Source organism: Bacteroidota bacterium, assembly GCA_016715425.1.
Taxonomy (GTDB): Bacteria; Bacteroidota; Bacteroidia; order Chitinophagales; family BACL12; genus JADKAC01.
Genome location: JADKAC010000008.1, coordinates 45,001 through 63,466 on the forward strand (window position 1 = coordinate 45,001; position 18,466 = coordinate 63,466).

Below are 18,466 nucleotides of genomic sequence, written 5' to 3' on the forward strand. Positions count from 1 at the left end.
TTTTCGTTGGTATCATCGCAATCCGTATTGTCGGTAACATAACCAAAAGGAAAAGAACAAAATAGTTCTTCAGTTTCTGGATTACCAAAACCATCACCATCTGCATCTATGTAGTAAGCAATAAAAATTGCATCTTCATCAATAATACCATTGCAGTTATCATCTATTCCATTGCATAAATCTATTGCAGTTGGATAGATAGTATTATCCGCATCATTACAATCCGAAGAATCTGCAACAAACCCCGCAGGTAAAACACAAGCAAGTGTATCGTGCATTACATCACCAAAACCATCACCATCCGAATCTGCATAAAATACATCTTCGCAAATGCCGAGTTTTACAACCCAAAAATTAAATATCCCATATTCGGCAGTTACATCATAATCTGATGAACCGGAATAACCTGTAATGATGAGATGATTATCATAAGTATTGCATATTGCATAAGCTGTTTCTGAACTAGACCCACCAATTGATTTCTGCCAAAGTATTTCTCCTTCTTCATCTATTTTAATAATCCAATAATCTGTAAAGCCATTATTAGTTGTTACATCACCATTTACATCTCCTGAAATTCCAGCAATAACATATTGATTTTCTATGTTAATTATTGAATAACCAGCTTCTCCATCATTGCCACCATATGCTTTCTGCCATACCAATTGACCTATGCTATCTAATGAAATTACCCATACATCTTGAAAACCATGGAATCCACTTACATCACCATTCGAAGAAAATGTTGTACCAACACACAAATAACCACCAAACGGTTTTTCGACTATGGAATAGGCCTCGTCTGTGTTAGAACCACCATACGTTTTTTGCCATTCTAATTCACCCTCACTATCTAATTTAATTATCCAATAATCCCTATCACCTTTATTTTCTGTTACATCTCCATCGTTGCCTACTGTATATCCTGCGACTATAAAACCACCATCTGAAACCTCTTGCACATCATAAGCACCTTCTAATTCACTGGATCCATAAGTTTTTTCCCAGATTATTTCGCCGAAGGGATTAAGCTTAATAATCCAATAGTCACTACTGCCTTTATTTTCAGCAACATCTCCATCAGAAGAGTTTGTTCCCCCCACTATGATGTAATTACCATCTGAAGTAATTTCAATATCCTTTGCGAGTTCCTCAAAACTTCCACCATACGTTTTTTCCCATTCAATATCCCCAAACTCATCTATTTTAATTAACCAAAGATCATCTTGACCATGATTAAAAGAAATATCACCATCGTTTGATCCGGTTTCACCACCTAATAAATATCCACCATCAATTCCCACACTTACTGCATATCCATAATCCCTATCAGAACCTCCATAAGTTTTAATCCATTCTGCATTTCCTGCACTATCCATTTTTACAACAAGCATTTCATTTAAACCATGATTAAAAGTGATATCACCATCAATTGAATTGGTGTATCCAATTGTCAAATAACCTCCATCATCCGTAGCTAAAATATCTTGTGCCCTGTCATCACTATTTCCTCCATAAGTATGCTGCCATATTATTTCTGGCTCTTGTGCAGATACAAAATTGAAAGTGCAAAGAATTAAAATAAAAAGAAGAAAAGTATTTTGTTTCATCGCAAATAATTAAAATGCATTTATTAAAAATAAACATTGTGGGATTGCTTATCAAATAAAATGTTTAATTCAACTTATGATTCTAGAAAAAATAGTAGGATAAAATATAATCTTAATTACGCCTGTCTACAGGGATATAACAGATAGCACTGATTGCATGGATTAGATTTTTTTGTTAATCTGTGATGCATATAATTTATTTATTTATCTAACTTATTAATTATCTCTGGCAGTATGCGAATAGCCGCTAACTCTCTCCATTTTTTTCGTGCATCATCCACCGGCGCACCCCAATAAGTTTTGCCGCCTTCCAATGATTTATCTACGCCGCTTTGTGCAAGAATAATTGCTGCATTACCAATGCTTAAATCTTTTGAAATACCCACCTGTCCCCATACAATTACATCATCACCAATAATTGTTTTGCCGCCAATCCCAACCTGTGCCGCCATAAGACAACGCTTGCCTATCACCACGCCATGACCTACATGAATATGATTATCCAATTTACTTCCTTCACCAATTATCGTATCGCCACTCACACCTTTATCAATTGTGCATGATGCGCCTATCTCCACATTATTTTCAATAATTACTTGTCCGCAACTTTCTAATTTATCATAAAACGGATTTTCAGTATTGCGTTTTTTATAATAAAATGCATCAGCACCAATCACAGTATTCGCATGAATAATTACATTGTCGCCAATGATTGCCCGATCATAAATTACTACGTTGGGATGCAGCACACAATTATTTCCAATCACTACATCATTGCCGATATAAACACCCGGAAAAAAAATCGCATTTTCACCAATCACTGCTTCATCACTTATGTTTTTTAATGAAGGACGAAAGGGAGCAAAACGCTTCACCAATTTTACATAATCTCGAAATGGATCATCAGAAAAAATTACACCTTTTCCTTCCGGACAATCCACTTGTTTATTTATGATTATAAATGTGGCAGCACTGTTTAATGCTTTATCATAATATTTATGAAAATCAACAAAGGTGAGATCACCTGCAATTACTTTATGAATTTCATTTATACCCGTGATAACAGAATTGCCATCACCAGAAAAAGTGGCTCCCAGCCAATCAGCAGCTTCGGCCAGCGAAATTGTTTCTTTTAGTTTCATCACAGCAAAGTTACTGTCTTGCATTGTGTTGATTACAATCATTAAAAAAAATGTGAAGCTGTTTTGTGAATGTATTTGAACAGAGTATTATTACTGCTGAATAAACGAATAACCCAATGACCAAATCAAGACTCGAAGCTTTTAGTGATGGCGTACTCGCAATCATAATTACTATCATGGTATTAGAATTAAAAATTCCGCATGGTGCAGACTTTAAAGATTTACTACAAATATGGCCGGTGTTTTTAAGCTATATAGTGAGTTTTATTCTAATTGCTATTTACTGGAATAATCATCATCATTTACTCCATACCATTCGTGAAGTGCGCAGTAGTATTATGTGGGCGAATATGCATTTATTATTCTGGCTTTCATTAATTCCATTTGCAACCGGATGGATGGGTGAAAATCATTTTCAACCGCTAACTATAGCAGTGTATGCATTTATTGGAAACATGTGTGGTGTTGCATATTATATTTTGCTTATTACTTTGCGAAATTGCAATAAAGAAAATATGGCTTTGATGATGGTGCTGAACAAACAATCCAGAAAAGGATTAGCCTCATTATTTCTTTATACGGCTGCGATGATTTTTGCATTTATATACACCCCAATTGCAGGTGGAATAATTATTTTAATTGCACTCATGTGGCTGATACCCGACAGAAATATTGAGGGTGCATTAAAAGAATAAATTCTGTTATGATAATAAAATGGCTAAACATTCATCTGCATTGTTACCACATAGTTTTCTATTTTTAATAGCTATTAAACCGGATTACCACTATGTATAAAAAAATAAAAAAGGAAGTGCATATTCTTTTGCACCCAACTGAAGGCGATACGAAAGGGGATAAAATTTTAAATGCATTTATCATCACCTTAATACTGCTGAACCTCGCTGCGGTGATGTTGGAAACAGAAGCTTCTATTTATCAACCGCATAAATATTTCTTCCATGCATTTGATGTGTTCTCGGTAATCATTTTCAGTATTGAATATGTGTTGCGTGTGTGGAGTTGTACTTACGAAGCAAAATATAAACATTGGTTTTGGGGTCGTATAAAATATATGTTGACTTGGGAGGCAATGATTGATTTGCTTGCTATTTTACCTTTCTTCTTGCATTCCATATTCAGGTTTGATTTGCGGGTGTTGCGAATTCTAAGATTATTGAGATTATTAAGAATATTCCGACTTACGGGTTATATGCGTTCATCACGTATGATTAGCAATGTTTTTAAAAATCACAGGCATGAGTTGTTGTTAAGCTTCACACTTGCACTTAGCTTGATAATTATTTCATCATGTATTATCTTTTTTGCGGAACATGATGCACAACCCGAAAAATTTAAAAGCATTCCCGATACATTGTGGTGGAGTGTAACTACGCTTACCACTATTGGTTATGGTGATATGATTCCGATTACAATAATGGGAAAATTATTAACGGGAATTATTGCACTCACGGGTGTGGCTCTCTTCGCATTACCGGCAGGTATAATTACCGCAGGATTTTTACAGGAGTTCCGCAAAACCCGACGCACCAAAATACATGTGTGTCCGCATTGCGGGAAAGATTTGGATGTGGAGGAAGATAATCTGCATTGAATACTTGAAAAAAAATTAGCCACGAATGCAAATAAAAAAAAATGCAGCCACGAATGCACGAATAAAAATACGAATGCACGAATAAAAAATGAAAAATGTATTAATAATAATCTATTGCATTTATTCGTGCATTCGTGTAATATAAATATTCGTGCATTCGTGGCTGTATTTTAAAAACATGAATACGAAGCATATTACTTCATTTGCATTTGTGGCTGCATTTTTTTAAAATCATTTGAGGCGACTTAGTTTCCTTCAATCAATCACTACATCATATACATCACTTTTATTTCTTGCTATATCGGGAATAAAAAATCCACCTTCTTCGGGAATGTCTTCCAGCATATCAAAAGCAGTACATGATTTCGGCAATCCTTCAAAAAGTAATGTGAATGCATATAATATTCCCGGAGTAAGTTGTGTCCATTCAGGATATAGATCAATATTTTCTGCATGCAATAAAGCACTGCGATGGGAGCTGTTATGTGCAATCAGAAATGTGCTTTTCCAAATCCTTATCATATCATTAAATGCGGTGGGGAAATAATAGCAATGCAAAATCACAATGCTCTGCTCCTGCGCCTGCTGTTTAAATTTTTTTCGCAACTCCGCATCAATATCCGGTTTTACAATTTTGGGTGAAATAGTTTTTATGGAAGACATACAATGATTTTTTGGGAATGTATTTTACTCAATTCTATTTCTTTTCCTTATTGGATTTCTCCTTTGAAATTCCTTGTAATAAAGATTCGATATTATTTAATCTCGCATGTACTTGTTGCAGATTATTGCCCGACTGAATTTGCATTTTATATAACCATATTTCCTGCACATCAATCATATTATATTCTTTGTCATTTAAAACAATAATGTTTTCAGAAACAGAATATACTTGTCCAAAAACAATAGTATCCTTTAAAACCAAAACTACATTCGTTGCAATTACAATCTCTTTAAAATGAATTTTTTGACAAACAGCAATTAAGGGTTCTGACGAGGTTTCGCTTTGCAATTCAAAAGCCATTAAAATTCCAGTTTGATGAATGGGAATTTGAATTTTTTGAAATCCATATTCTAAAAAATTTTCAAATCCTTTAGTTACATATTCCTGCATTTTTTTTAAAGGCACAAACGGAATTACAGGAAACTGTTCATCATAATTTTGTTGTTTACTTTCCCTCCGGAAGGCCATAGATTTATCAAAGAAATTATTCCTTCTATCAATCGCTTCACCTTCTTCAAATCTTATCTTTTCACTACGATTAAAATGTGAGGTATTGTATTGCCATTGTCTTTCATTTATTATCGAGTCTCTGAAATCCACTTCACTACCCGGCTCTTCTTCATCTTGCATCAGATAATCCAAACTGATATTAAAAGTAGAGGCCATTTTTTTCAACGCATCTATTGTCGGTTTAATCTTATCAATTTCCACCTGACTTACAATGGAGCGGCTGATACCCAGCTTTTTTGCAAATTCCTCCTGGCTTAATAAATGCGCCCGGCGCACTTCCTTAAACTTTTTCCCATAGCTCATAAAAAAATATTTTATCCAATTGCCAAATATAATTGCAAAATTGCAAAATATATTTGCATCTTTGCAAAGTATTTGAGCAAAACAGCAAATGCAGAGAATTGGAAATCAAATTTTTTAAACTTTTAAATTCAAAATTATGACAGACACTACAGCAAAAACTACCATCCACCACTTATTCATCTTAGATGAAAGTGGATCTATGAGTTCCGTTCGCCAACAAACTATTGATGCCTTTAATGAATTAATGAGTCACAACACCAATTTGATTTCCGAAAATCCAGATCAGGAACATCGCCTCAGCTTTATCACCTTCAATGGGTGTGGTGTGAAAACAGTGTGCTTTAATGAGCTGCTCAACGAAAAGCGATTATTGGATTATAGCAAATACAATCCGGATGATAATACGCCTTTGTGGGATGCGATGGGCTCTTCTATTTTAAGATTGAAACAAGAGATTTGGGGTAAGCCTTTACAACATGTGTTAGTTACCATTTTCACCGACGGAATGGAAAATGCATCTAAGGAATTTTCAAACAAAGAAATAAAATTGTTGGTGGAAGATTTGAAAACCAAAGGTTGGGCATTCACTTATCTGGGAACAGAACATGATGTACACAAAGCAGCCGATTCTATAAATTTCAATAAAGGTGCACGAGTGAGTTTTAATAAAGAGTGTATGGAAGATGCAGTATTTATGATGCATAGTTCAAGAAAAGAACATGCGTCGAGAGTGCGACAAAAAATAGAATTAAATGAAGGTCTGATGGAAGTGGCTGAAAAAGCATTGAATGAAAAAAAGAAAAACGCATAACTCTCTATCCCTATGAAATATTTAAAAACCTCCTGTAAACGGAGGTTTTTTTATTAGAAAGTGAGGGCTCCATATATAGAATTTATTATTTAATTATCTTGCGCATTCAATGAATAAAATTTCTTACCTATTATTATTGCTGATAATATTTACCGGCAATTTCGCTTTTAGTCAGAGCTATAAAAAAATACATAACAAAGCTATTGTGGTGGATTCACATAATGATGTACCCAGTTTTGTTATCGAATTAAATTTAGCATTTGATAGTGATCTCTATGGTAAAACATACAGCGATATTTTCAGATTGAAAAAAGGTGGAGTAGATGTACAAATCTTTTCTATTTTTTGTGATGGGGATCAAACAAATCCCTATCAATGGGCGAATAGAGAAATAGATTCTGTGTATGCATGGGTAGATAGAAATCCGGATAAAATGATGTTGGTTACAAACCCTGCTGAATTACAACAAGCAGTAAAAGAAAAAAAGATTGCTGCTATGTTGGGTGTGGAAGGCGGTCATATGATTGAAGATGATATTTCAAAAATTGATAGCTTATATAATCGAGGTGTGAGGTATATGACGCTTACCTGGAATAACTCTACAAATTGGGCAACTTCTGCTGCTGAAGAAACATTGTTAAATGATTCTTTTACAAATAAAGGACTAACCGATAAAGGCATAGAAATCGTAAAAAAAATGAATGCATTGGGAATGCTGGTGGATGTGAGTCATGTGGGTGAACAAACGTTTCGGGATGTAATTCAAAATACTACAAAACCGATTATTGCTTCTCATAGTTGTGTTTATTCATTATGTCCGCACCCTCGTAATCTGAAAGACAATCAGATACAACAAATTGCAAAAAATGGTGGTGTGATACAGTTAAATTTTTATTCCATATTTCTTGATAGCACTTACAGTGCAAAGGCTGATATTTTTCTCGCCAATCATCAACAGGAATTAGATAGTATGGTTGCAAAAAATATGTATGCATTTACTGCTGAATATTATCTTGGAAAAAAATATCACGAAGAATTTGATTCTATTCGTCCACCACTATCATTATTAATGGATCATCTGGATTATATTGTAAATCTGGTAGGTGTAGATTATGTTGGTTTAGGTTCTGATTTTGATGGTATCAATACCACTCCTTTAGGTTTGGATGGCGCTGAAGATTTTCCGCTGATTACAAAAGAATTAGTTGCAAGAGGATATTCTGTTACAGATATAAATAAAATATTAGGTGGAAATTTTATTCGTGTATTTGAAGCAAATCAATAAGTATTAATTTTAACTGTATGAAAAATATATATTTCTGTTTACCAATCATTTTTTTGTTGAGTTGCAATTCAAAAGTGCAACATAACAATGCACCAACAATAAATACTCTTGCCGAAAACTATGTAAAGCTTGGTTTGGATATCGGCAGATATGATGCTGCCTTTATAGATGCGTATTACGGTCCGGATTCTTTGCAACCTACTGCTCCAATAAAAGATATTTTTCCAAAAGACAGTTTATTAAATGAGGTGTCTAAAATTCAAACTGCTTTAACTGAATTATTAAAATCAGAAAAAGATGATACTATAATTACCCGTGCAAAATGGATGCATGCACAACTCACGGCTTATGGCAGAAGAATAAAAATTTACTCTGGTGAATATGCATCTTTCGATGAAGAATCAAAAGAATTATTTGATGCGGTTGCACCAATATATCCCGAATCACATTATCAGGATTTGGTAAAGCAATTAGGTAATGTTTTACCGGGAACGGGTTCTATTCCGGAAAGATTTCAATCACTTGCAAATAAATTTATTATTCCAAAAGATAAATTAGATACTGTATTTAAAGCATCTATTGCGGAATGTAGAAAACGCACGTTAGCACATTACACATTACCCGAGAATGAAAATTTTACTCTTGAGTTTGTAAATAATAAATCGTGGAGTGGATACAATTGGTATAAAGGAAATTATGAAAGTTTGATTCAGATAAATACCGATATGCAAATTTTTATTGATCGTGCAATTGATGTAGGCAGTCATGAAAGTTATCCCGGACATCATGTATATAATTTGCTTATGGAACAACATTTATATCATGAAAAAGGCTGGGTGGAAATTTCTTTATATCCGTTGTTTAGTCCGCAATCATTAATTGCGGAAGGCACTGCTAATTACGGTATTGATGTAGTGTTTCCCGGATATGAAAAAGTACAATATTGTAAAGATGTTCTCTTGCCATTGGCAGGTATAGATACTACCGGCATAAGTAATTATTTCACTGCATTGGAAGTGAGAGGTGCATTAAATTTTGCACGCAATGAGGTAGGCCGAGGAATTATAAATCATACAATGGATTCCACAGAAGCCATGCGCTGGTTAAAAGATTATGGTTTGATGAATGATGAAACAGCTATAAAAAGTATGCACTTCATAAATGATTATCGCACATATATCATCAACTATAATTACGGACTTGAATTAGTGAAAAATTATGTGGAAGCAAAAGGTGGTACTGCTGATAATCCGGAAAAAAGATGGCTTGCATTTGCATGGTTATTAAGTAATCCGGTGTTGCCTTCTAATTTAATTAGCACTGCAAAATAATTTGAATGTCGAATTGGGGAACTGTAGAACTGTAGAACTGTAGAATTGTAGAACTGAAAAAAAAAGCAATAGCGATGGCTAATGGCGATGGCTTGTTTGTAGAATTGTTCCGATGGCTATCATAATGTCGAACTGTCGAATGGTTTAGTTGAAGAAACTGTACTCTTTGTAATTAAAAGAATTAACCGCAAAGAACGCAAAGGAAAAAATCGCAAAGAACACAAAGCAATTTGTAATTATACATTTACTTATCTGCACATTACACACATCGGCTAATCGGCTAATCACCACATCGGCTAATCATTTAATTCGCACATCAATCACATTTGCACCCCGATAGCTATCGTGGGCACATCAATCACATTCGCACATCATTTCATTTCATAATGCACTGTCGTTTGCAGTGTTTTATTTTCCCAAGTAATCATTCGCCAAGCAGGCACATTATGATCTGCTTTAAATTCTTTTGCATATTGATCTATTTGCATAAAGCATGATGGTGTAATAAACTGCGTAATATTTTTTCTTATTGTTGTTTTCTCAATGTGATAATGACCTGCAAAAACAAATACCTGTTTACCAAAATCTAATAACACTTGTTCAAGTGCTGCTCCATTTTCCAACGGCCATTCAGCATCCATATAAGGGATGTCTGCTTTTAATGGTGGATGATGTACAAACACAAAAACCGGTGACTTACATTCTTCCAATTCTTTTTGTAACCATTCCAATTGCTCTTGCGAAATTTCTGCAGTAGTTGAATCCAGAAAAAATAATTCAACACCTCCCAACCTTGTTCTTTTTACCAATTGATTATTCCAAAGTGATAGGTGAAATACTTCTGCAATATCAGTTGCATTATCATGGTTGCCGGAGATAATATTGTAACTAATACCCACTGCATCCAACTGAGATTTTATGTATTCATAAACTTCTTTATCTGCATGTTCTAAACACAAATCTCCACCTAAAATAATCAGGTCGGGTTGATGACTTTTTACTTCCTGTAATACTTGTTCAAAATGGCTGCGAACATCAATATTAAAAGGCTTCTCATTTTCTGCACCAATATGTAAATCGGTTATAAAAGCTATATGCATGCTTCAAATATAGTGAGCATATAAAAATGCTTAGCTTTGCGGCACTTAAAAAACGGGTTATGAAGCAGACTGCACTAACATCTACACATGAAAAACTTGGGGCTAAGATGGGCGAATTTGCCGGTTATAATATGCCGATAGTTTATAATAGTCAAGTGGAAGAACACAATACTGTTCGCAACGGCGTGGGCGTATTTGATGTGAGCCACATGGGTGAATTTATTTTGAAAGGCGATGGCGCTGCTGATTTAATTCAGCGGGTTACTACAAATGATATTTATGCAATCAGTCCCGGCAAAGCACAATACAGTTGTATGCCGAATGACAATGGTGGAATAGTGGATGATTTATTAATCTATCATCTTGAAGATGGCAATTATATGCTGGTGGTAAATGCAGGAAATATTGATAAAGATTGGAGCTGGATTCAAAAACATAATACTGCAAATGTGGATATGGTAAATATCAGTGATGATACTTCACTGTTTGCCATTCAAGGACCGAAAGCTTTGGAGACAATGCAATTGCTCACTGATTTAGATTTAGCAGATATTCCCTACTACACATTTAAAAAACATCGTTTTGCCGATGTAGATAATGTGCTTATTTCTGCAACAGGTTATACCGGTGCCGGTGGATTTGAAATTTATTTTCCAAAAGAATATTCAGAACAAATCTGGAATGCCGTTTTCAAAGCAGGAGAAAAATTTGGTATTAAACCCATCGGTCTTGCTGCTCGTGATACACTGCGACTTGAAAAAGGATTTTGTTTATATGGCAATGATATAGATGATTCCACTTCTCCATTAGATGCCGGCTTAGGATGGATTACAAAATTGAAAGCAGCTAATAATGATTTTACCAATAAGCAATATTTTATTGATCAGAAAGCAGCCGGATTAAAACGCAAATTAGTGGGATTTGAATTGCTGGAAAAAGGAATTCCACGTCATGATTATCCTGTGTTGGATGCATCAGGAAATGTAATTGGAAAAGTTACCAGCGGTACCATGTCGCCTACTTTAGGAAAAGCGATAGGACTTGCGTATGTGCCTACAGAAAAAGCTGCTGAAGGAACCGAAATTTTTATTGAAATTCGTCAAAAGCCTGTTAAAGCTGTTGTTGTAAAAATTCCATTTCTCTAAGAAATAAGAATGACCGACACACCCACACCCGATACTCGACCTGTTATAGAGGTATGCCTGACTCCTGCGCTTTGGTATCAGCATGATTTCATTGGAAAAAATGTGGTAGTAATTGATATTATCCGTGCTACAAGTACTATTGCTTCGGCGTTATTTCACGGCGTACATAAAATGATTCCGGTGGAAACTGTGGAGGAAGCAGAACAATATTTAGCCAAAGGATTTTTAGTGGCTGGCGAACGTGACGGATATAGAATTCCGCATTTTAATTTCGGCAATTCTCCATTTGAATTTATGGGTGAAGAAGTGAAAGGAAAAGATATAATTCATACCACTACAAACGGAACTCGTTGTGTATTGATGGCAAAAGGTGCGCATAATATTATTGCCGGTTCATTCCTGAACATGGAAAGTATTTTAAATTGGATAAAAGGCGAAAACAGAGATACCATTTTATTCTGTGCCGGTTGGAAAGATCATTACAATATGGAAGATGCATTATTTGCAGGAGCAGTAGTGCGTATGTTGTCAGATGAATTCAGAGTGATTGATGATGCAACACTTTCAGTAAAAGTACAATACCGATATGTGCGTATGAATATGTTGCGCACTATAAAACAAGCACAACATTTCAAGCGATTAACAAAACTCGGTATCGAAAAAGATATCAAATTCTGTATGGGCCATCACCGCTTCGATGTGATTCCCATTTATGATGGCGAAGGTTTCATTGCGATGCATTGACATTACCCTAAATATTTTCTTTTAATTTTATTGAATGAGAAATTTCCTGTTGATATGCCTTATTGGTTTTTCCAATTTACTGATTGCACAGGATTGGGCTTTGTTTCCTTTTGGGCAAAAGAGTGTCTATCAATCAGAAAATTATTACATATCATACATAGAGGTGTTTACTCAAGATTCAATAGCAGGATTCAAACACTATTTTAATAGAAAATATGAAGGAGATCAATCTCCAAATTGCACTAATGCATTAAAGTCTGAATATCCTAATGGCAATTATCTTGATTCAATTATTGTAAAAGAGGATTCTACGATATATTATTATCCGGGATTTGATAGTATATTTTATTTTTTAAATAATTCCGAACCGGGAGATTTTTGGTTAGTTAAAAGTGATTTTGAAACAGATGGATATTCAGAAATAAAAATAACTTGTATTGAAAAATATGTGGGTTCAGTAATAGGCACTTCGGATAGTTTGAAAAAATATAGTTTAAGAGCCATTGGTATTGATGAAGCAATTGATCCAATTATAAATTATGAAATTATTTTAAGTAAGTCATTTGGGTTGTTAGAATTTATAGACTTAAGACACTTTTTAAATCACCCGGATGATGGCAAGTTCACCACAAAAAAATTAATTGGCTGTACAAATGAAGAAGATACTTTAGGCTTTATCATCCCGAATTGGCAAAATTTTTTCAATTATGATACTGGGGATATCAGACTTTGGAAATTCTCAAATGATCCACCTTCTTATATGGATCCTCCTTATTACGAATATTATAAAGACTTAATAACGAACGTTGATAGATTTCCAGATTCGATAATTTTAACTTATAATACTTTACGTCAAGATCAGTACGGTAATTATAATTATACTGAATCCATTATTGAGAAGTATACAAAGTTGGGCTTTTCGGAATTTGTTAGCGCACCAAGTTTCACCTTTGCCTTAGGAAATAATTTTATTTTCAATTCAGGACCAAATGATATATCACTTTGGACTAATGGTTATTGGCAAATTGATTCAGCTTTAGTTGAAACGGAAATAACCCAAACTTTCGGTTCTGCATTTGTAAGATTAGATACTAATACCTGCGAAATAATACATGGCATTGGGTTAGGATATGGTTTTACTTTGCATTCGTTTGCTGGACTTACATATCGAAGCAATTATTTTGAAGTTGCTGGCGATGGAATAATAAGTTATAGATTAATTGGTTACCAAATTGGGGATATCACTTGGGGTGAATTGGATTTTCCGACTGAGATCAATCAATTAAGAAAAAATGAAATTGAATTATTCCCCAATCCCGCAACAAATATTATCTATACCGGAATAACAATAACACATCCTTTACAATACTCCATTTATAATTTACAAAGTCAGTTAATTAAAAATGATGTGCTTACAGAAAACACAATTTCAGTTTCTGATCTAACAAGTGGCATTTACTTATTAGAAATTCGTGATGATGAAAATGTGTATCGGGGGAAATTTATTGTGGAGTAATTAACCGGCAATATAATCCAATTCGTCAGCATCTAATTTATCTTTTTCTCTGCTGGATTTTCGTTTTTCTTCAAGCAACATTTGTAATTCTAATATTGGAATAATTAATGATTCATCTACTTTAAATTTAACTGCTTTCTCATACGCTGTATCAAATTGCATTTTATCAAACTGAACTAAAGCACCCATCATATCCAGATATATTCCCTGGTTTAACATTATTTCAGAATACCCTGCAAGCAATGGTATGTCAATTAAAGCATCTGCGTTTTGAATACCATATTCCGACAATGCTTTTACAAGTGCTTTTTTATTTTCTGAATCTTCTTTTATCCAAACATCAATATCTCCTGTTGCTCTGGCGTAGCCATGAAAATTGACTGCTAATCCGCCAACTAAAATAAATTTTACATTGTGCTTTTGAAATAATCTAAACAAGTTTAAAGTATCTTCACTGAGTAGGTTCATTGTTTCCCCGGTTTTAAAATTATTCCTTTCCCCTGCGGTTTTTTTATAATACCATTTGGCGAAAACAACATCGCTAATTCCATTAATTGAAATGCCTTATAAAATCTTTCAGCAGGTGTAAGTTGCATATTTTCTTTTCTGCGTCTTGCTTCAATCTCCTCTGCTGAAAGTGGTTTATCATGTATAATTAATTGCGGCTTCATTAGTATAAAGTTAATAATCAAATGCTTTCAATGTTTTTTCTTTTAAAGAAGTAATTCCCACAATTAATAATGTAACTGTGCCTCCAAAAACAACACTGGTTACTGTGCCTAATAATTTTGCAGCAACACCACTTTCAAATGCACCCAACTCATTACTGGATCCGATAAACATGGTATTCACTGCACTCACTCTTCCACGCATTTCATCGGGTGTAAGCAGTTGCACAATATTCGCCCGAATAATTACACTTACACTATCAAATGCACCATTTAAAAACAACAGAAAAAGTGATAAATAAAAATTAGTGGATAGTCCGAATAAAATAATTGTTGTTCCAAAACCTGCAACTGCCCATAATAATGTTTTACCTGCTTTACCCGGAACTTTAGAAAAAGATAACCATGTCATTGTGATTGCTGCACCCACAGAAGGAGCTGCTCTTAACATACCTAAACCCTGCGGACCAACTCGTAAAATTTCATCTGCAAAAATCGGAAGCAATGCAACAGCACCACCAAATAAAACCGAGAACATATCTAAGGTCAATGCATGCAACATAATTTTATTCTGATACACAAAGTGCAATCCTTGTTTTAATCGCTGCGCAATCGGTTCTTTATTGTTGAGTTGAATTATAGGTTTTGATTTTACATGCAGCATAAAAAACAATCCCAATAATTGCAAAACCAAAACGGTAATTAATGCGCCGCTGATAGAAATTCCAGCATATAAAAATCCACCGGCAGCCGGCCCGATAATAGCAGACATTTGCCAAAAAGTACTGTTCAGTGTTGCAGCTTTTGAAAGCATTTCCCTACTTACGATTTGCGAAATAAATGCAGTGCCTGTTGGTGAATAAAAACCTCGTGCAATACCGGTGATGAAAATAAAAAGATACATCAGATTTACCGTCAGCATATCTGAATTGATATTGCGCATCCATGAAGATGTAACTATAAAAAGTCCGAATGAAGAAAGAAACATTCCGGCAATTGCAAATACTAAAATGTTGCGCTTATTACTGATGTCGGCAAGATGGCCCGCATATAATGCAACACTAATTGCAGGTATGGCTTCTGCCAAACCAATAAGACCTAATGAAAATGGATTTTTTGTAATGCTGTAAATCTCCCAACCTGCCACCACTGCTTGAATCATAAATGCAATGGTTATCATGCTGCGCATAGAAAGAAAATACCGGAATTCGATATTGCGTAAGGGAAGAAATTTTTCTTTGGAATTCAAGAATGCAAAGGTAGTCGGCAGATTGCAATGTGGAATTAAGAAATTGAAATTGCTTTGAGAATTAATACTGTTTTATATTTTTAATTAAGCCATATTTTTTGAAACCCTCACCGAATTAATATGATAAATATCATTCTTGAATTAGTGATAAGAATCATCATCAACACTATTTGTAAATAGTTTTATATGAAATATTTTTACAAAAAAAAACCACATGAGAAATTCTACCCCCCCCCCCCCCCCCCGCAAAACCATTTAACAAGCAAATCAAAGTAATTTATTTATTCATTGTTATCTTTTCCCTATTTATCTTTTCTTGCAATAAAGTTTCTTTGATTCAACCAACCACACAAGAATCAACTTATACATTTGAACAACTTATTTCCGATCCAAATTTTCCGGCTGAAGAATTGAGTAATAAAAAATTATCTGAAATTATTCAATCCTCATATTCATACTTATGAGTAATCATAATAGACAGAAAGTACTGGATAATTTTAGCACAGATTTTAAACTAACCTCTTTTATTAGTCAATTAAATTTGAGTATAGAAAATCAAGATGAATTGACAGATAGTGTTTCTATTTATATTCCAAACCTTTACACAGCCAATCTTGATTTAAACCCTATCTTTTGTGTAGGTACTGAATTAAATTCAGAATTAAATTTAGATTCCTTAAATGATTATATCCCCGGTTGGTATTATACAGAAGATAGTATATATAATGAAATACTATTAAATGAAAATTCGGCGTTAAGTGAAGAACGAATGGTGATAATATATAATTACCAAAATTCGGAATCTCAATCAGAGGAATCAGGAAATTTAGAAATGACTCAAAACAATACATTAAAAGAAGGGAACATTACTACGGCCGTTCCATACATTAACAGCTTTCAGATTGATTATAGATATGAAAGCAGTGGAGACTCTGAATATAATATGCGGATTGTCACTGTTTATTCAGGAGGCTATACTACATTAAGTGATAAATATCATATTAAAGATGTTAAGCCCTCCGACATAGGAAATATTATATATGATGATTATCAAATGGATTACAGCCCCAGTATATTAAGTCAATATATTGTTTTTTATGAACATGACTGGTATGCACCTTACCAAACGGTTTTTATTAGTGGCGGACCATTGGGGTCAGTCGCTATTAAAGTAAGAATGGTAAATAGTAATGAATGGTATCAAAAAGTTTGGTTAGATTTTTCAGGTTCAGCCTGGCAAACTTTTTACTCAAAAGGTTTTGTCGATATCCATGTTCACTTATAAAATATTTTATATGAAATACATAATTTTTTCATTTCTTCTATTCGTTTCTCTACAAGGATTTTCACAAATAGAAAATCCGAATTTAGAGTTAAATGCCCAATTAGGTATCAGCTATATTCCTGTAGATAATATGGGGGGACTTTTATTAGGATTAAAAGTTGCCAGACCTGACGGTAAATTTGGAATTGCTTTTCGCAACGATATAATTCCGGAATATGGTCGCATTTCTTATACAAATAATTCCATTACAAATTATTCACAAAACCTTGAGTTAATGGCAATACAAATGAATACCTATTTGGAAGGTATTTATTCTTTGTATTATAAAGTTGATAGAAAAATAAATTTTACATTAGGCTATACATGGATTTCTACAGGTGATGGATATTATGGTGTGCCTTCAATACGCTACGAAAAATCAGAAGGATATTGGGGTATAACAACATCAGTGCAATGGAAACCAAGTTGGTTTATTTTAGAAGTAAGAGGTAATATTAAATTAAGTGAGCCATCACTTACAGGTGGAATGGAACAATTTCCAATTGCCATTGGCTTGTGTTATGATTTTAATCCCAAAAGAAATTGATTGTTTAATCTCATCGTATAAGATAAGCAATACAGTAATTGTAATCCTGTATTTTATCTTGCCTATACTCGAATTTAGAATGAAAAATTCTAATGAATGGTATCAATGTGTTTGGTTGGATTATTCCGATTCCTCATGGCAGACTTTTATTCTAAAGGCTATTTAGATTTTCATGTTCATCTTTAAAACTAAAACTTATGAAAAATATTTTTGGATTAAAACTTTTTGCAGTGTCTTTAGTGATACTCTTTAAAAGTCAAACTCTATTTTCTCAGACTACGAATGATAAAATAGTTTTACTACCGCAGTTAGGCGTTACTGTTATACCAATAGATAATAATGGTGGTCTGGCTCTTGGTTTAAAAATCAAGAAATCTGATTGCAATCTGGAATTCAGTTTTAGAAATGATATCATGCCTGTTTGGTCACGAAGAAATATAGACACCTTAGGTATTATAAGTTATACAGGACCAATGTATTTATCCAAAATTATGATGAATAATTATTTTGATTTTTGGTATAGCTGGCAATATTCAGAGAAAAGATATTTTCTGTTTGGTGCAGGTTTTTCATGGCTCTCTGATGGCGATACAGGTTACGGCACTCCGGCACGTAGATATTCAAAAGATAACGGGTTTCCTGCAATATCAACAAGCATTCAATGGAAACCATCATGGTTTATTTTAGAGGCAAGGGCAAATCTTTCTTTACCGGGTGAAGGCACAGATCTTTCAGGCATATGCCAATCATCATTTGTGCTGAGTTTTATTTATGAATTTTTACCTAAATGATGATTACATCTTATAGTTTTCTTATGCGGAAACTATAGAATTTCCTTAAAATAT

General features: G+C 34.0%; 19 protein-coding genes (1 of these 19 cut by a window edge). 11 read left to right on the top strand and 8 right to left on the bottom strand.

Translation table 11 applies throughout. The annotated features are described in order from the left end of the window. Both IPN31_14340 and IPN31_14345 read right to left on the bottom strand, forming a co-directional pair. Window positions 1-1,610 carry the 5' portion of a putative metal-binding motif-containing protein gene (locus tag IPN31_14340; GenBank protein MBK8683055.1) on the bottom strand. The gene continues 313 nt to the left of window position 1, outside the view, so 1,610 of the gene's 1,923 nt are visible here — the first part of the coding sequence; its start codon is at window positions 1,608-1,610; the stop codon falls past the left edge of the window. Window positions 1,611-1,810: 200 nt separating this feature from the next. After that, on the bottom strand, window positions 1,811-2,752 hold the full coding sequence (locus tag IPN31_14345; protein MBK8683056.1) for a UDP-3-O-(3-hydroxymyristoyl)glucosamine N-acyltransferase: 942 nt from the start codon (window positions 2,750-2,752) through the stop codon (window positions 1,811-1,813). 116 nt (window positions 2,753-2,868) lie between these two features. Here IPN31_14345 and IPN31_14350 point away from each other — a divergent pair, with 116 nt between their 5' ends. Both IPN31_14350 and IPN31_14355 read left to right on the top strand, forming a co-directional pair. Beyond that, complete coding sequence (locus tag IPN31_14350) at window positions 2,869-3,447, top strand: DUF1211 domain-containing protein (GenBank protein MBK8683057.1); 579 nt, start codon at window positions 2,869-2,871, stop codon at window positions 3,445-3,447. 92 nt (window positions 3,448-3,539) lie between these two features. Further along, entirely contained in the window at window positions 3,540-4,364 is an 825-nt protein-coding gene (locus IPN31_14355; protein ID MBK8683058.1) for a potassium channel family protein, read from the top strand. A 255-nt stretch (window positions 4,365-4,619) separates the two neighbouring features. Here the strand turns inward: IPN31_14355 and IPN31_14360 are convergent, their stop codons facing one another. Both IPN31_14360 and IPN31_14365 read right to left on the bottom strand, forming a co-directional pair. Continuing rightward, window positions 4,620-5,027 (bottom strand): hypothetical protein, encoded by a 408-nt coding sequence (locus IPN31_14360; protein MBK8683059.1) that lies wholly within the window; start codon window positions 5,025-5,027, stop codon window positions 4,620-4,622. A gap of 34 nt (window positions 5,028-5,061) precedes the next feature. Further along, a complete protein-coding gene (locus IPN31_14365) occupies window positions 5,062-5,901 on the bottom strand; it encodes a helix-turn-helix domain-containing protein (GenBank protein MBK8683060.1) in 840 nt (279 codons plus the stop codon). Window positions 5,902-6,037: 136 nt separating this feature from the next. Between IPN31_14365 and IPN31_14370 the strand changes: the two genes are divergently transcribed. The 3 genes from IPN31_14370 (at window position 6,038) to IPN31_14380 (ending at window position 9,328) form a co-directional block, all read left to right on the top strand. After that, window positions 6,038-6,712, top strand: coding sequence for a VWA domain-containing protein (locus IPN31_14370; protein ID MBK8683061.1), 675 nt, complete (start codon window positions 6,038-6,040; stop codon window positions 6,710-6,712). Window positions 6,713-6,821: 109 nt separating this feature from the next. Continuing rightward, a complete protein-coding gene (locus IPN31_14375; protein ID MBK8683062.1) occupies window positions 6,822-7,997 on the top strand; it encodes a dipeptidase in 1,176 nt (391 codons plus the stop codon). A 17-nt stretch (window positions 7,998-8,014) separates the two neighbouring features. After that, a complete protein-coding gene (locus IPN31_14380) occupies window positions 8,015-9,328 on the top strand; it encodes a hypothetical protein (protein MBK8683063.1) in 1,314 nt (437 codons plus the stop codon). A gap of 371 nt (window positions 9,329-9,699) precedes the next feature. On the opposite strand, the gene IPN31_14385 is transcribed toward IPN31_14380, so the two are convergent. Beyond that, window positions 9,700-10,428, bottom strand: a complete 729-nt coding sequence (locus tag IPN31_14385; protein ID MBK8683064.1) for a metallophosphoesterase family protein — start codon at window positions 10,426-10,428, stop codon at window positions 9,700-9,702. 59 nt (window positions 10,429-10,487) lie between these two features. On the opposite strand from IPN31_14385, the gene gcvT reads away from it, so the two are divergent. Genes gcvT through IPN31_14400 form a run of 3 tightly spaced genes read left to right on the top strand, consistent with a single transcriptional unit; the run spans window position 10,488 to window position 13,833 of the window. Further along, window positions 10,488-11,573 (top strand): glycine cleavage system aminomethyltransferase GcvT, encoded by a 1,086-nt coding sequence (gene gcvT / locus IPN31_14390; protein MBK8683065.1) that lies wholly within the window; start codon window positions 10,488-10,490, stop codon window positions 11,571-11,573. A gap of 9 nt (window positions 11,574-11,582) precedes the next feature. Then, window positions 11,583-12,317: a 2-phosphosulfolactate phosphatase gene (locus tag IPN31_14395; GenBank protein MBK8683066.1), complete on the top strand. Its 735-nt coding sequence runs from the start codon at window positions 11,583-11,585 to the stop codon at window positions 12,315-12,317. Window positions 12,318-12,351: 34 nt separating this feature from the next. Continuing rightward, window positions 12,352-13,833, top strand: coding sequence for a T9SS type A sorting domain-containing protein (locus IPN31_14400; protein ID MBK8683067.1), 1,482 nt, complete (start codon window positions 12,352-12,354; stop codon window positions 13,831-13,833). Here IPN31_14400 and IPN31_14405 read toward each other — a convergent pair whose 3' ends face one another. The 3 genes from IPN31_14405 to IPN31_14415 are packed head-to-tail and all read right to left on the bottom strand — an operon-like array spanning window position 13,834 to window position 15,690. Continuing rightward, window positions 13,834-14,301, bottom strand: coding sequence for a hypothetical protein (locus IPN31_14405; GenBank protein MBK8683068.1), 468 nt, complete (start codon window positions 14,299-14,301; stop codon window positions 13,834-13,836). It lies immediately after the preceding gene. After that, window positions 14,298-14,504 (bottom strand): hypothetical protein, encoded by a 207-nt coding sequence (locus tag IPN31_14410; GenBank protein ID MBK8683069.1) that lies wholly within the window; start codon window positions 14,502-14,504, stop codon window positions 14,298-14,300. Before IPN31_14410 ends, IPN31_14405 begins: the two co-directional genes overlap by 4 nt. A 10-nt stretch (window positions 14,505-14,514) precedes the next feature. After that, the gene (locus IPN31_14415; protein ID MBK8683070.1) at window positions 14,515-15,690 is read right to left on the bottom strand and encodes an MFS transporter; all 1,176 of its coding nucleotides are present in this window, start codon (window positions 15,688-15,690) and stop codon (window positions 14,515-14,517) included. A gap of 520 nt (window positions 15,691-16,210) precedes the next feature. On the opposite strand from IPN31_14415, the gene IPN31_14420 reads away from it, so the two are divergent. The 3 genes from IPN31_14420 to IPN31_14430 all read left to right on the top strand — a co-directional run bounded on the left by IPN31_14420 (window position 16,211) and on the right by IPN31_14430 (window position 18,412). Then, the gene (locus IPN31_14420; GenBank protein MBK8683071.1) at window positions 16,211-17,035 is read left to right on the top strand and encodes a hypothetical protein; all 825 of its coding nucleotides are present in this window, start codon (window positions 16,211-16,213) and stop codon (window positions 17,033-17,035) included. A gap of 10 nt (window positions 17,036-17,045) precedes the next feature. Then, window positions 17,046-17,621 (top strand): hypothetical protein, encoded by a 576-nt coding sequence (locus tag IPN31_14425; GenBank protein ID MBK8683072.1) that lies wholly within the window; start codon window positions 17,046-17,048, stop codon window positions 17,619-17,621. 197 nt (window positions 17,622-17,818) lie between these two features. Continuing rightward, window positions 17,819-18,412: a hypothetical protein gene (locus tag IPN31_14430; GenBank protein MBK8683073.1), complete on the top strand. Its 594-nt coding sequence runs from the start codon at window positions 17,819-17,821 to the stop codon at window positions 18,410-18,412. Window positions 18,413-18,466: the final 54 nt, after the last annotated feature.